The organism is Ruegeria sp. CL5, assembly GCF_056536485.1.
The window spans coordinates 331,030-345,516 of sequence record NZ_JBQFPS010000004.1; the positions used below are offsets into that span (position 1 = coordinate 331,030).

The window sequence follows — 14,487 nt, forward strand, 5'->3', positions numbered from 1 at the left end:
TGGGCTCAAAGCAGCCCTTTCCCCCGCAACAACTCAAGCATGTTTGCCTCCGGCCTTGGCCCGATATGGCTGATCACCTCCCGGGCGCAGACATTGCCGATCCGCGCGCAGGTCTCGTAATCGCGGCCTGTGGCCATACCGTACAGGAACCCGGCAGCAAACTGATCGCCTGCGCCGGTCGCGTCCACCGGGATAACCTTTTCGACCGGTACGTCGATTCGCGCGTCGCCGTTCAATACGGTCACCCCGTCGCCAGACCGGGTGCAGACGACCAGAGGGCAAATCTCGGCTGTCTTGGCCAACGCCTCTTCCAGATCGTCGGTTTCGAATAGCGATTTGATCTCGGCCTCATTGCCGATCACGAAATCCAGCTCATTCTCGATCAGCAGCAGGAAGTCGACCCGGTGCCGTTCAACACAGAACGGATCGGAAATGGCGATGCCTGCCTTACCACCGCCCTTGTGGCAGTTGCGCGCAGCTTCCAAAAACGCCGCCTTGCCCTTTTCCTTGTCGAACAAATAGCCTTCGAGGAACATGATTTGGCTGTTGCCTGCGACATCTTCCGAGACATCCTCAGAAGACAGTTCAGAGGAGATACCCAGATAAGTATTCATCGACCGCTCACCATCCGGCGAGACAAAGATCATCGAGCGCGAGGTTGGCAGCTCTCCACCCGGCACCGGCGGGTTCACGAAATCAACCCCATCTTCGTTCATCGCATCCGCATAGAACCGGCCCAGTGCGTCATCATGTACGCGTCCGATGAAAGCGGAATCCAGGCCCAATGCACCCGCCCCGGCGATGGTATTTGCAACCGAACCGCCCGGTGTCTGCACCCGACCTTCCATCGAGGCGTACAGCACTTCGCCGCGTTCCTGCTCGATCAGCTGCATGATGCCCTTTTCGATACCCATCAGCTCAAGGAAACTGTCATCCGCCTGGGAAATCACGTCTACAACGGCGTTTCCGATGCCCGTCAGTTGGTAGGTCTTCATAGAGTCTTGTCCTCAAATTCGCAGAGATCGCGGATGATACAGGTCGGGCACTGCGGTTTGCGTGCCTTGCAGTGATAGCGGCCATGCAGGATCAGCCAGTGATGCGCATGCAACTGGAAATCGGTCGGGATGTTATCTTCGATAGCGCGCTCAACCGCGTCCACATTCTTGCCTGGACAGATGCCGGTGCGGTTGCCAACGCGGAAGATGTGCGTGTCTACTGCCTGCGCCGGATACCGCCACCACATGTTCAGTACGACATTAGCGGTCTTGCGCCCCACACCCGGCAGCGATTGCAGCGCGGCGCGGGAGTTCGGCACCTCGCCTCCATAGTCCTTGACCAGAATGCGGCTCAGCTTGATCACATTCTTGGCTTTCTGACGGAACAGACCGATGGTCTTGATATGTTCGATCAGACCCTCCTCGCCCAGATCCAGCATCTTTTGCGGGGTATCGGCGATCTTGAACAAGTCGCGGGTAGCCTTGTTGACCCCGGCATCGGTTGCCTGTGCCGAAAGTGCCACGGCTACAACCAGTGTGTAGACGTTGACATGATCCAGTTCGCCCTTGGGCTCAGGATCAGCGTCCTGAAACCGGGTAAAGATCTCGCGGATCCTGTGATATCCAAGCTGTTTTGCCATTCCGGCCTTAATGCCGCCCGCAGGCCTCTGACACAAGCCCAAAGCCATTGCGCATGTTCCGGGTCGCGGGGGCGTGACCTGCACGCTATGATTTACACAAGCGAATGAGGTGAGACCCATGAACATCCAGAACTCGGAAAGCGGATATCACTACAACGTCATGCGGCGTGCGATCGAGTTGATCGATCAGGGTGGAGAAACCCTGAGCCTCGAAGATCTCGCGCGCCAAATGGATATGAGCCCAGCGCATTTCCAGCGCCTGTTCTCGCGCTGGACTGGGGTGTCGCCCAAGCGATACCAGCAATACCTGACTTTGGGCCATGCCAAGGCACTGCTGCGCGAACGTTTTACCACGCTAGAGACCGCGCATAACGTCGGATTATCCGGTAGCGGGCGGTTACACGATCTGTTCCTGAAATGGGAATCCATGAGCCCCGGCGAATACGCGCGTAAAGGCGCGGGTCTGACGATCTATTGGGGTTGGTTTGAAAGCCCATTTGGCCCGGCTCTGGTCATGGGGACCGACAAGGGGATCTGCGGCATCGCCTTTGGCGCTGAAACAGGTGAAGAAGAGGCGATGGAAGACATGCTGTCGCGCTGGCCACTGGCGGAGTTCGTCGAAGACCCGATGCGTTTGCGCCCGTGGGTTCTTAGTGCCTTTGGCGCGGAAAGTGACCGCTTGCAGCCGACCCCGCTCTATCTGATTGGCTCGCCGCTGCAGATCAAAGTGTGGGAGGCGTTGATGCATATCCCATCTGGACAGGTCACTACCTATTCAGAAATCGCGCAGCGGGTTGGCTCGCCACAAGCGGTGCGTGCGGTGGGCACGGCGGTGGGCCGGAACCCGGTCAGCTGGCTGATCCCGTGTCACCGTGCTTTGCGCAAATCGGGCGGTCTGGGTGGTTACCACTGGGGACTGCCGGTCAAACGCGCCATGCTGGCCTTTGAGGCGGCGCAGGCAGACGCCTGATTGACAGGTCGATCCGAGGCTGCCAAAAGGCGCGGCAGGTTCGGGTCCCCCGCCGTTCGCAGCCTTTGGCTTTGGTGAAACCCGGTTGAATAGCATCTGTTGCCCTTTCCAGGCGCGCGGATGGCAATGCGAGCCCCGTCCAGATTTCGCGCCCGTTCAAGGAAACGAGGCAGATCATGACACATACTCAATACATCGCTCCGATTGCGGAGCTGAAAGAGCAGGCTAAGCGCCTGCGCAAACGTTTGCAGGATAGCGGGGTGAAACTATCGCATAGCGAGGCCTTGGAACTGCTGGCGAATCAGCATGGTGCCCGCGACTGGAATACATTGCATTCGATGGCCGGTAATCGAATGCAACTACGCGTTGGTGACCGGGTTGAGGGCCGATATTTGGGTCAGCCCTTTACTGCGGAAATCCGTGGCCTGACAATTTTGAGTGATGGATCACATTGGCGGGTGACCCTGCAGTTCGGCGCGCCTGTAGATGTGGTACAGTTCGATAGTTTTTCGGCTTATCGGCAGCGTGTCACCGGCGAGATTGGCTGGGATGGTCGATCCACCCGGCACACCTCGAATGGAGAGCCTCAACTGACCATTCGACCGGTTTGATGGCGAGCTCCTGCCCGGCGTTTGCAGGGCAGGAGCATTTCTATTCTATTCGCAGCACCCGCTCCCGGTTGATTTTGCGGGCGCGCTGGGTGCTTCATTCAGGTTTGCGCCTCGCCCAAGCCATGTGCGTTCGGCCAAATAAAAATCCGAGAACTTCTGATCGAAATCCGCGGGTACGGATTTCGCCGGAATTCCCGTTTGCAGCACAGCCTGCTGCCATGCCTTCACCTTGGTATAACCCGCCAGCATGTCATAACCGCTGTGTTTTTCGACAATAGCCGCGCGGTGCAGCAGCGGCAGCCAGGCGATATCAACATTGCCGAGTTCTTCGCCGGCAAAAAATGAGCCCTCGCCCAGTTGTTTCTCAATCCTGGCGAATGACGCATCCAGTTTGAGGATGCGATCATCCAGCGTCGCCTTGTCGGCGCTCTGCATCGTACCGCATTGGACTAGATAGTGTTTCGTCGCCTGATAGCTCCAAGCGCGATTAACTGCGCGTTGCTCGGGCGAAATGTTTGCCTGCAATGGCGCGGTGACATCGTCGATATATTCTACGATCGCGTCGGATTCGAACAGCGCGGTACCGTTCTCGGTTAACAGGACAGGCACTTGGCCCGTCGGTGAAATTTCCAAAAACCAGTCCGGTTTGTCGCTTAGGCTGATGTATTCCACGTCATAGGCTACGTTTTTTGCTTCCAGCATCGCGGTGACACGCTGCACGAACGGGCAGATTTTGAAGCTGATAATTTTGATCATCGTTTTATCCTTTTGATACGTTCACCTGTAAGACGGCGCCCGCATCAAAAAGACGAAGATTGGCTCAACATTTTTTGCAGTTATCAGATTTTAAATGATATTCCGCGATATTTCCGCGTGTATCGATGGTCCAGTTACAGCAATCGTCAAATGCTTTACGCAGGTCGTCGCGACCCTTTTGAACTCTGGATTTCAATGTCGAATAAGATAGTCCGTGAGCCTTGGCATATTCTTTTTGGGACACGCCATTGATGTCGATGTCCATAAGCAACTTTGCCGTCTCGGCGGGCAAGCCGCGGATAAATGGCTCGACGCAATTTTCCAGTTCCTGACGGATGCCCGGATTGTCACTGGAATACCAAAGATCTTCAGGATCAACGGTCTTTGCCCGCGCGTTTTTTCTGTAGAAATCGATGATTGTGCGGTCAGCAGTCTGGAACAGCCAGGATTGCAATTTGGAAGGGTCGCTGAGTGTCGGCAGCCCTGTGAAAACCTTGATCGAGATTTCCTGCAAAAGGTCGTCTACATCCGCCGGGTTTGCCACCTTGGAATGCAGGAACGCCTTGATACGTGCGCGGTAGTTTGGCCAGATTTCTTCTATTTGCATAACTGGCAGGTATGGTCACCCAGAAGGCTTTTTTCAAGTTTGGCCAGTTCCGAGACGCTGGGATGCGTATCCAAATGAAAGCGGAGCGCGCCTGCGAAGCGCACTCCCCCAAAGTCAATTGTTATGGATGCTTACTCCGCAGCCCAGCCGCCTACTGCCTTCACTTCGAGGAAGTCTTCCAACCCCCACACGCCGCCTTCGCGTCCGTTCCCGGATTGCTTCATGCCTCCAAACGGTGACCCTGCACTGCGAGACTGGCCATTCATCTCAACCATGCCGGATCGCAGCACGCGGGCCATTCGATTGGCGCGGTCGCCATCTTGGGTCTGCACATAATTGGTTAGCCCATAAGGCGTGTCATTGGCGATCTCGATGGCCTCATCCTCGGTATCAAACGGGATCATGGTCAGGACGGGGCCAAAGATTTCTTCGCGGGCGATTGTCATCTGGTTGTTGGCATCAGCAAATACAGTGGGGCGCACATAATAGCCCTTGTTCAATCCATCGGGCCGTCCGGTGCCGCCAGCAACCAGGCGCGCCCCTTCGTCGATACCCTTCTGGATCAGGTCCTGAATCTTGGTCCACTGAACCTCATTCACCACCGGCCCAATATGGCGACCTTCTTCAGCGGCGCTGCCCACGGTAATTTTGTTGGCCACCTCGGCGGCGGTCTCAACCGCCTGGTCATAGATCGGACGCTGCACCAGCATCCGGCTGGGCGCGTTGCAGCTTTGGCCGGTGTTGTTCATCATGTGCAGCACGCCGCGTTTGACGGCCTTTTCATCGGCATCCGCAAAGACCACATTTGCGCCTTTGCCACCCAGTTCCAGATGTACCTTTTTCAAGGTATCGGCGGCGTTTTTGGAAATCGCAGTACCTGCGCGCGTCGAGCCGGTGAAGCTGACCATATCCACATCTGGATGCCCCGATAGCTGCGAGCCGACGCCGACACCATCGCCGTTCACCAGATTGAAGACGCCTGCTGGAAAGCCAGCTTCATCCATCATCTCGGCAAAAATCATCGCGTTCAGCGGGCTCTGTTCCGAGGGTTTTATCACCATCGTGCAGCCCGCAATCGCGGCGGCGCCCACCTTGAGCGTGACCTGATTCATCGGCCAATTCCAGGGCGTGATCAGGGCGGCTACACCTACCGCCTCATAGATGATCCGGTCATTCGGCGCGTGATCACCCAGCGGACGTTCGAACTGAAACGCCTTGGCGGCGCGGATAAAGTTTTTCAGGTGATAGATGCCCGCACCGGATTGCTGGGTACGCGCCATGTCAATCGGCGCACCCATTTCCATGGACATCGCCTGCGCCAGATCCTCCGAACGCGTAGCATAGATGTCGACCAGCTTTTCAACCAAAGCGATGCGCTCTTCGACTGGGGTGGCCATCCAGCCGGGCAGGGCGGCTTTGGCCGCAGCGACCGCCGCATTCGTGTCGGCCTCAGATCCCAGCGAGATCACCGCGCAGGGCTCTTCGGTCGAGGGGTCGATGACTTTGAAATCAATTGGTTCTGATGGGGCAACCCATTTGCCGTCGATATAGAACTCGCGCTTTTCGATCATGGCTCATCCTCCGGAGCAAAAATAAATCGACCGTCCGGTCGGTTTTCATGTGCACTTTGTCACCTGACTTGGTGCAAGGCAAGTGAGAATCATAATTTGATCAAATTATGTATCTACCGAATTTCCTGACAGGGCAACATGAATGGTTTAACCTTTGCGGTAAGTGATTAGATTGGCAGCAACCGACTCACGATTTTCTACAGTAGAGGAGTTTTCCAATGGGTTTGCGTATCAACGACACCGTCCCGAATTTCACAGCAGAAACGGATCAAGGTACCGTCCAATTCCATGACTGGATCGGCGACAGCTGGGCAATCCTGTTCTCGCATCCCAAGGATTTCACCCCCGTCTGCACGACCGAGTTTTCGGCCGTTGCGCAGCTGAACGATGAATGGGCGGCGCGGAACACCAAGGTGATGGGTGTGTCGGTCGATGGTGTCGAAGACCACAAGAAGTGGAAGAAAGACATTGAAGCATATGGCAACGCCAACCCCGGCTTCCCGATCATTGCTGATGATGGGCTGGCCGTGTCCAAAGCCTTCGACATGCTGCCGGCAGAAGCGTATCTGCCCGACGGTCGTACGCCTGCCGACAGTGCCACCGTACGTTCGGTCTTTATCATTGGTCCGGACAAACAATTGAAGCTGTCGATGACCTACCCAATGACCGTGGGCCGGAACTTTGCGGAAATCCTGCGTGCACTGGACGGGCTGCAAATGAGCGCCAGGGGCGTGGCAACTCCCGCCAACTGGGTGCCGGGTGAGGATGTGATCATCCCGCCTGCGGTATCGAATGATGAGGCGAAAGAAAAGTTCGGCGAGTTCGAGACGATCTTCCCTTATCTGCGTAAGACCAAAGCGCCGTCCTAAACGGATAGACGGGCAGGGGGCAAAAGCCCCCTGCTTCTTTCAATGCAAAAATGCTGGTGTGGTCCCGGAAGGGGCGCACAAACCCGAGCGCAAAATCTGCACTTCGAATGATCTCAGCACCGGCAACACGGTATCACCATAGCCGCGTGCACCCGACTGCAGTTCGGGAAACAGATCGAACAGTTCTTCCTTCACCGCCAGACTCATCACGTCGAGTGTATGGTCGCCGGGATAAAATGATTCCGACCACAACCCTTCAACATTCACCAACTCATGCTGGTCGAACAGGATGTGAATATACTCGACACCTCCTTCCGGCGGCAGCTGATTGATGGTCTTACCGTTGACCAGAGATTTAGCAGTCGCCAGCATCATCGAGTGACTATGATGAAGTTCCATTGCCGGCGACGAAACGACCACCCGATGCTGCGGCGACAGCAGCAGATCTCGTGACGGCGTTTGCGGTCCAAGACTGCCTGCGCTGATCCGGATCGGACAATGCTTTGGGGTCTGATGCAGATCCGCCTCGCTCAGCCACCGCCTGCCCACCCAGCGCACGGCCGGGCTGGTGCCATCCGCGACGATCACCTGATCCCCGACTTTGATCTCTTCAATCAAACGGCGACCGGACGGAGTTAGGATGTAGGACCCCGATGTGAAGCAGACAAAGCTAGGCAGGCTGTCATAGGCCACCGGCGGCGCGGGGTTCTGCGCCAGCGTGTTGCCTGTCAGAACATCCCCGACTTCAACATCGCCAGAGGTCACGACGATGTATTGCGTCCCTGAAAAATTAATCAGCGTATAGGTAACTGGCGCCCCGCTTACAGTTGCCGTGTAACCTTCGAAAATCTGGAGGTTGCCCGAGTTGTCCAGGTTAGGAAGCGTACTGGTGTTAAACTGCTGGCCGCCGTTTCCATCCGGATCCTCAAGAAGGCCGTCATCATCGGTGATTTCGACCTGATACCCTTCGGTGATGGTCACGCTTGGATTGCCAAACGGGTCGCCGCTGATTTCATAGATGGTGATCGAGGCCAAAGCGGAGCGATTTCCCGGATATCGATATATTTCTTAACTTTGAGCTAACTCAACTTATAAGTGTTAAGAATTGGTTTACCGAACCAGCACCTGAGTGCGGCTAAGGACGGTGTGAGCGGAACCCGAGGCCCCGTGGGTGTCCCCTTTCTAATGAAGCGCGCATAGGGTCTCACAGCTTTATTGACCGGCCAAATCAGGATCAGAATCCAAGGCAGATTGACTAAGTATCATGTGCACCCCACACTTGCGGCTTTTGAACACTTGGGGGTTTTGACATGGGCAATTTTGAAGAATCTCTGGATCCGGAAGACTGGACCCTATCGCGCAATCTTGCACATCAGATGGTTGACGATGCGATCGGGCATTTGTCCCAGGTCCGTGATCGGCATGTCTGGCAGGAAATGCCGGATACGGTTCGAAACTTCTTCAAATCGCCTGCACCCATGACGCCGCAGCCGCTTGATGCCGTCTATGCCGACCTGCGCGAAAACCTGTTCCCGTATTCCATGGGCAACATCCATCCACGGTTCTGGGGATGGTATATGGGTTCGTCCAATTTCACCGGTGCACTGGGCGATTTTATTGCCGCGGTTGACGGTTCGAACCTTGGTGGCGGCAACACGGCTGCGGCGATGATCGACAATCAGGTGGTTGACTGGTTCAAGGAATTGATGGGCTTTCCCGAGGACGCTAGTGGAACTCTGACCAGCGGTGGCTCGATGGCCAATATGGTGGCTCTGAATGTGGCGCGAAACGCACTTGCCGGCGTTGACGTTCGCGCCGAAGGCATATTGGGCATGCCGCAACCCCTCAGGTTTTACTCTTCAGACCAAGTACATAGCTGCCATCAGAAAGCACTCGAGACGATGGGCCATGGCGCAAAGTCGCTGACAGAGGTTGCAAGCGATGACCACAATCGAATGCGCATCCCTGCGTTGGAAAAGGCCATCGCAGCAGACCGGGCCAATGGCATCAAACCGGCCTGCGTGATCGCGACGGCAGGGACGACGAATACCGGTGCAATGGATGATCTCACTGCAGTTGCGGAAATCTGTCGTCGCGAAGGGATGTGGTTCCATGTTGACGGCTGTATTGGAGCTTTCCTGCGCCTGGCGCCCGCCAACAAACATTTGGTTGATGGAATAGAGTTGGCCGACTCCATCGCCTTGGACCCGCATAAATGGCTGCACACCCCTTTCGAAGCTGGCTGCGTACTGGTCCGGGACGCAAAGCGCCATTTCGATACGTTTGAGATGCACGGCGACTATCTGCAAATTCAGGAACGCGGGCTGATCGCTGGCAAGTTTTTGGCCGACTATAGTTTTGAGCTTAGCCGTGGGTTCAAAGCACTCAAGATCTGGATGTCACTGAAAGAGAACGGGGTCGAAAAGTTTGGCCGTCTGATCGATCAGAACATCGAACAGGCGCGATATCTGCAGCAATTGGTGAGTGCCGACCAGCGGCTTGAACTCGTCGCGCCCGTGGATCTGAACATCGTGTGCTTTCGCTATACCAATGGGATCGCGGATGAAGATCGGCTAAGGGAAATCAACACAGAAATCATGTTACGGGTTCAGGAATCCGGCATCGCGGTTCCCTCTGATACCACCCTGGACGGGAAGCATTGCTTGCGCGTGGCGATCAACAATCACCGCACGCGGCGGCAGGATCTGGAGCTTTTCCTCGACATTGTTCTGCAAATCGGAGCGGATTTGGAATGAGAGCTCCGCGCCAACACATAGGTCCGAAGCGGGCAGTACTTGCTTCGGTTTATGCGGACCATAAAGACAAAAAGACCCCGGCCTGAACCGGGGTCTCTCGCATCCAGACAGTAAAGGCAGATTACTCTGCGCTTTCCTCTTTCTTTTCTTTCTTCTCGGGAACGATCTCTTCGCCGGTTTCCTGATCGACGACTTTCATCGACAGGCGCACCTTGCCGCGATCATCAAAGCCAAGCAGCTTAACCTTCACTTCCTGTCCTTCCTTCAGAACATCCGACGGATGGTTCAGGCGGCGGTTTTCGATCTGGGACACGTGGACCAGACCGTCGCGCTTGCCAAAGAAGTTCACGAAGGCACCGAAATCGACGATCTTGACCACTTTACCGGTGTAGATCTGACCTTCTTCCGGCTCAGCAACGATCGAGTGGATCATCTCATAGGCCTTCTTGATCGATTCACCATCGGGCGACGCGATCTTGATGACGCCGTCGTCATTGATGTCGACTTTGGCACCCGAAACCTCGACGATTTCGCGGATGACTTTACCGCCCGAACCAATCACTTCGCGGATCTTGTCGGTTGGGATGTTCATGGTCTCGATGCGCGGGGCGTGGACCGAGAATTCGTTGGTCTCAGATAGGGCTTTGCCCATCTCACCCAGAATGTGCATCCGGCCGTCCTTGGCTTGCGCCAGGGCTTTCTCCATGATCTCGGGCGTGATGCCCGCAACCTTGATGTCCATCTGCAGCGAGGTGATGCCGTTTTCGGTACCCGCAACCTTGAAGTCCATGTCGCCCAGGTGGTCTTCGTCACCCAGAATGTCCGACAGGATTGCGTACTCGCCGTCATCTTCCAGGATCAGACCCATGGCCACACCGGCAACCGGTGCTTTCAGCGGTACACCCGCATCCATCATCGACAGCGAACCGCCGCAGACCGACGCCATCGAGGACGAGCCGTTGGATTCGGTGATCTCCGACACGATGCGGATCGTGTAGGGGAAGTCGGTTGCCGCAGGCAGAACCGCCTGCAGGGCGCGCCATGCCAGCTTGCCGTGGCCGATCTCACGACGGCCCGGTCCACCTACGCGGCCAACTTCACCAACCGAATACGGAGGGAAGTTGTAGTGCAGCAGGAAGTTCGACTTGAAGTTGCCATGCAGCGCGTCGATGAACTGCTCATCGTCACCGGTGCCCAGAGTGGTCACGGCAAGCGCCTGTGTTTCACCGCGGGTGAACAGAGCGGAACCGTGGGTCCGCGGCAGCATCGAGGTTTCTGCAACGATCGAACGGATATCGGTGGTCGAACGACCGTCGATCCGCTTGCCGCCCTTGACGACGTCGCCGCGCAGAATGCCAGCTTCCAGCTTCTTCATTGCGGAGCCGAGGTTGCCGTCTTCCAGCTGCTCTTCGGTCAGCGCTTCCTTGATTGCTTCACGTGCAGCGGCAACAGCGGCGGTGCGCTCTTGCTTGTCGGTGATCGCGAACGCGGCGCGCATCTGCTCTTCACCGGCGGCCTTAACGGCAGCATACAGCTCCGAGTAATCCGGCGCTTCGAAGTCGAACGGCTCTTTTGCGGTTTCTTCGGCCAGCGAAATGATCAGGTCGATCACCGGCTGGATTTGCGCGTGCGCAAAGTTCACCGCGCCCAGCATCTCTGCCTCGGACAGTTCGTACGCTTCTGATTCCACCATCATCACGGCGTCTTTGGTGCCGGCAACAACCAGATCCAGACGCTGCTCGGGGTTCAGGCGCAGGTCCTGCATGTCATCGACGGTCGGGTTCAGAACGTATTCGCCATCCTCGAAGCCAACGCGAGCACCGGCGATCGGGCCCATGAACGGCGCACCGGAAATGGTCAGGGCAGCGGATGCCGCGATCATCGCAACGATGTCGGGATCGTTGACCAGATCGTGGGACAGCACGGTGCACATCACCAGAACTTCGTTTTTGAAGCCGTCGACGAACAGCGGACGGATCGGACGGTCGATGAGTCGCGCAGTCAGCGTCTCTTTCTCGGTCGGGCGCGCCTCGCGCTTGAAAAAGCCACCCGGAACCTTACCGGCGGCATAGTATTTCTCTTGGTAGTGTACGGTCAGCGGGAAAAAGTCCTGACCCGGTTTTTGAGCCCGCGCAAAGGTCACGTTCGCCATGACGCTGGTTTCGCCCAGCGTGGCGATCACGCTGCCGTCAGCCTGACGGGCAACCTTGCCGGTTTCCAGTGTGAGCGTCTCTTCGCCCCACTGCATAGATTTCTTCGTTACATCAAACATATGCGTATCCTAGAACGGAGCACTCCCGCCCCTGCGGGTCTCCGGTTTGCGTGGCGGCCCCATTGCCGCCGACCCCATTTATCTTCCGTTCGAGTGCCGGGGTCAGGGCACAACGTCTCAGATGACTGGCCCATACATCAGTTTGCAAGCTTTGGAAAGTCGGGAGTTTTTGAGGGGCAGGGGTTTGCCTAACCCCCGCCTAAGCCGGGCAGGGGTCGATATATCAAAGGATCGCGTGCGCCAGGATCATCACTACGCCGCAGCCAAACGCATAGCCAGTATCGACCGCGATGGCGAAACCGCTTTTCTGCGCCCATGCCCCGACCGAGGCCGTCTGTGCTGCGACTGCAAGGATGGCCAGTACCGCAACCCCAAGGCTGTTGGTCGTCTCAGTTACGGCGATCACTGAGGCCAGCAGGATCAAAAACACGATCTGGGCTGCCATTTGCGGCAGAGGTGGAGACGCGGGTGGGGTGGGATCGATCCGCGTGCCTTCGGCCCAGCGTTTCTGAAATCCGATGGGGCCGTAGATCAGCCACCCCAACAGAAAGGCGGCGATTACGCCCGCGCCAAGGGCGAGCCAGTTGATCACAGCGCAACCTCCAGCGATTCAAGGATTCGGGTCCAGCCGCCTTCATGATTGTCGCGGCTTTCCTGCGACGGAAAGCGGATGTGGTGCAGGCGCAGTTCGGTGCCCTTGTCAGTGGGCGTGAAATCCAGCGTCACGGTGGAATCGTCCTGACTGTAGGGAGAGTTCCAGGTGAATTGCAGCCGGTTGGGCCGGTCGATGACCTTATATTCGCCCTCATGCGGGAGGTCTCCGGCCTCGGGTGCGCGCATGATGATCTTGAACCGGCCACCGACCTGGGCGTCGGATTGCGCCTCGGGCACGGTCATGTTGGGGCCGGGCAGCATGAATTTAGCCAGCATTTCCGGGTTCAGCCACGCGTCAAACACCTTTTCAGGCGGGTGCGGAATGGCGCGCGTTATTTCAAGGGACAGTTCCGTCATCTTCTGGGTCCTCCAAAGCAGTTTCCAAGGCGTCCAGCCGAAGCGCCCAAATTGAACGCAGCCCGGCAAACCATTCATCCACGGCTGACAAGGGATCCATCTGAACCTCGATCAGATGTTCGCGCCATTCTGTCCGACGCTGCACCAACCCGGCATTTTCCAGCACCTTGATGTGCTTGGATACCGAATTGAGGCTCATCTCGAAGCGTCGCGCGATATCCGTCACCCGCAAGGGACCCTGCTGCGCAAGCATAGTCAGGATCGCTCGGCGTGTCGGGTCGGACGCGGCCTTCAATATTGCGCCCAAGTCATAGCGACTCTCTCGTTCAACCATTTGGATGAATTACACTCCTTTCATGCTTCAGTCAACCATTTGGGTGAATAAGGCGTTACCCATGGTTTTGACAAGCCAGTTCCTCCAGCTGTTTCCACAGGGCTTCGGTAGCCGGCTGACCCGGCCCTGCTTTTCGTGCAGCGCATATGTTCCAGGTAATCGGTGGCGTGGTCTCGATCAGCTTGACCGATCCGTCTGCGACCAGTTCGGCGAAGGTTTCAGGCATCCCGCCGACAACAAACTCTGGGCCCGTCAGCAGCGACGTTAGAAAGGCATAATCATCACTTTCCACCTGAGGCAACGCTCTGACCTTTTCGGCCGCTTCGTCGGTGCCGCCCAATGCCCGCTTGATCGCCGCACGCCAATGCTTGTGCAGATGCGGCGAGGCGAAAGGATATGAAAAAAGCGCGTTCAAGGTTACAGGCGAGGTGCCGTGCAGTGGATGTGAAACATGGGCAGCAAACGCCACCGCACGTTTTTCGAACATCATCAGCTTGATATTCTCGGTCTCGGGCGTATGCGTCAGATCGCCTAGATAGATGTCGATTTCATCGCTCTCAAGCATCTCGATCGGTGCCTGTTGCGCGCTGACATCCACCCTGAAACGGAATGCCGGGGATTGCTGCAAGGCGGCCTGAATCGCGGGCCGCACCAGCGTTCGCGGCGTTAGAGGGCCACAGCCGATCCGCACGGTTTGACCGGTATCCAGACGGATACGCTCCACCTGATCAGCGCAGCGATTCAAATCCGCCTGCAGAGTTTTGGCCACGGGCAGGAACGTTTGCCCCTCACGCGTCAGCCCGCTGTTGCCGCGTTTGCGGTGAAACAGCGGAAAGCCGACTTGTTCCTCGGCCATCGAAACATAACGCGACAGCGACGCGTTCGAGACGCCCAGACGTTTGGCCGCTTCCTGAAAGTTGCCCGTCTCGGCAAGGTGCAGAAAGGCGGAAAGAGTCTTTTTAGTTAACACGATGACCCTCAAGTTTCAGTTACTGAACATTAAGTTTCAGATCCTGCAAAAAAGTAAACCCGCGTTTGCGGAGCGAATGGTCCACCCGCTAGGACATACCGCATATCGGCCCACTCGGCCAATC

The 14,487-nt window shown here is 56.8% G+C and carries 15 protein-coding genes; 4 read left to right on the forward strand and 11 right to left on the reverse strand.

Annotated elements, in window-relative coordinates:
* Positions 1-5: 5 nt before the first annotated feature.
* Complete coding sequence (locus ACR0IU_RS09605) at positions 6-995, reverse strand: adenosine kinase (RefSeq protein ID WP_010438587.1); 990 nt, start codon at positions 993-995, stop codon at positions 6-8.
* Positions 992-1,636: an endonuclease III gene (nth, locus tag ACR0IU_RS09610; RefSeq protein WP_480716084.1), complete on the reverse strand. Its 645-nt coding sequence runs from the start codon at positions 1,634-1,636 to the stop codon at positions 992-994. Before nth ends, ACR0IU_RS09605 begins: the two co-directional genes overlap by 4 nt.
* 118 nt (positions 1,637-1,754) lie before the next feature.
* Between nth and ACR0IU_RS09615 the strand changes: the two genes are divergently transcribed.
* Both ACR0IU_RS09615 and ACR0IU_RS09620 read left to right on the forward strand, forming a co-directional pair.
* A complete protein-coding gene (locus ACR0IU_RS09615; RefSeq protein WP_480716085.1) occupies positions 1,755-2,606 on the forward strand; it encodes a methylated-DNA--[protein]-cysteine S-methyltransferase in 852 nt (283 codons plus the stop codon).
* Between the two features lie 176 nt (positions 2,607-2,782).
* Complete coding sequence (locus ACR0IU_RS09620; protein ID WP_480716086.1) at positions 2,783-3,217, forward strand: glyoxalase superfamily protein; 435 nt, start codon at positions 2,783-2,785, stop codon at positions 3,215-3,217.
* A gap of 45 nt (positions 3,218-3,262) precedes the next feature.
* On the opposite strand, the gene ACR0IU_RS09625 is transcribed toward ACR0IU_RS09620, so the two are convergent.
* From ACR0IU_RS09625 to ACR0IU_RS09635, 3 genes are all read right to left on the reverse strand, one after another.
* Complete coding sequence (locus ACR0IU_RS09625; protein WP_480716087.1) at positions 3,263-3,973, reverse strand: glutathione S-transferase family protein; 711 nt, start codon at positions 3,971-3,973, stop codon at positions 3,263-3,265.
* A 64-nt stretch (positions 3,974-4,037) separates the two neighbouring features.
* The gene (sigZ, locus tag ACR0IU_RS09630) at positions 4,038-4,580 is read right to left on the reverse strand and encodes an RNA polymerase sigma factor SigZ (RefSeq protein ID WP_480716088.1); all 543 of its coding nucleotides are present in this window, start codon (positions 4,578-4,580) and stop codon (positions 4,038-4,040) included.
* Positions 4,581-4,711: 131 nt separating this feature from the next.
* Complete coding sequence (locus tag ACR0IU_RS09635; protein WP_480716089.1) at positions 4,712-6,151, reverse strand: aldehyde dehydrogenase family protein; 1,440 nt, start codon at positions 6,149-6,151, stop codon at positions 4,712-4,714.
* Positions 6,152-6,369: 218 nt separating this feature from the next.
* On the opposite strand from ACR0IU_RS09635, the gene ACR0IU_RS09640 reads away from it, so the two are divergent.
* Positions 6,370-7,020: a peroxiredoxin gene (locus ACR0IU_RS09640; RefSeq protein ID WP_480716090.1), complete on the forward strand. Its 651-nt coding sequence runs from the start codon at positions 6,370-6,372 to the stop codon at positions 7,018-7,020.
* A gap of 39 nt (positions 7,021-7,059) precedes the next feature.
* Here ACR0IU_RS09640 and ACR0IU_RS09645 read toward each other — a convergent pair whose 3' ends face one another.
* Positions 7,060-8,055, reverse strand: coding sequence for a Hint domain-containing protein (locus ACR0IU_RS09645; protein ID WP_480716091.1), 996 nt, complete (start codon positions 8,053-8,055; stop codon positions 7,060-7,062).
* A gap of 275 nt (positions 8,056-8,330) precedes the next feature.
* Between ACR0IU_RS09645 and ACR0IU_RS09650 the strand changes: the two genes are divergently transcribed.
* Entirely contained in the window at positions 8,331-9,776 is a 1,446-nt protein-coding gene (locus ACR0IU_RS09650) for a pyridoxal phosphate-dependent decarboxylase family protein (RefSeq protein WP_480716092.1), read from the forward strand.
* A gap of 121 nt (positions 9,777-9,897) precedes the next feature.
* Here the strand turns inward: ACR0IU_RS09650 and pnp are convergent, their stop codons facing one another.
* The 5 genes from pnp to ACR0IU_RS09675 form a co-directional block, all read right to left on the reverse strand.
* Entirely contained in the window at positions 9,898-12,048 is a 2,151-nt protein-coding gene (gene pnp, locus ACR0IU_RS09655; RefSeq protein ID WP_480716093.1) for a polyribonucleotide nucleotidyltransferase, read from the reverse strand.
* 223 nt (positions 12,049-12,271) lie between these two features.
* Positions 12,272-12,640, reverse strand: coding sequence for a DUF1761 family protein (locus ACR0IU_RS09660; protein WP_480716094.1), 369 nt, complete (start codon positions 12,638-12,640; stop codon positions 12,272-12,274).
* The gene (locus ACR0IU_RS09665) at positions 12,637-13,059 is read right to left on the reverse strand and encodes an SRPBCC family protein (RefSeq protein WP_480716095.1); all 423 of its coding nucleotides are present in this window, start codon (positions 13,057-13,059) and stop codon (positions 12,637-12,639) included. The genes ACR0IU_RS09660 and ACR0IU_RS09665 overlap by 4 nt, the downstream gene beginning before the upstream one ends.
* Positions 13,040-13,393: an ArsR/SmtB family transcription factor gene (locus ACR0IU_RS09670; protein WP_010438614.1), complete on the reverse strand. Its 354-nt coding sequence runs from the start codon at positions 13,391-13,393 to the stop codon at positions 13,040-13,042. Before ACR0IU_RS09670 ends, ACR0IU_RS09665 begins: the two co-directional genes overlap by 20 nt.
* A 55-nt stretch (positions 13,394-13,448) precedes the next feature.
* On the reverse strand, positions 13,449-14,363 hold the full coding sequence (locus ACR0IU_RS09675; protein WP_480716096.1) for a LysR family transcriptional regulator: 915 nt from the start codon (positions 14,361-14,363) through the stop codon (positions 13,449-13,451).
* Positions 14,364-14,487 lie beyond the last annotated feature (124 nt).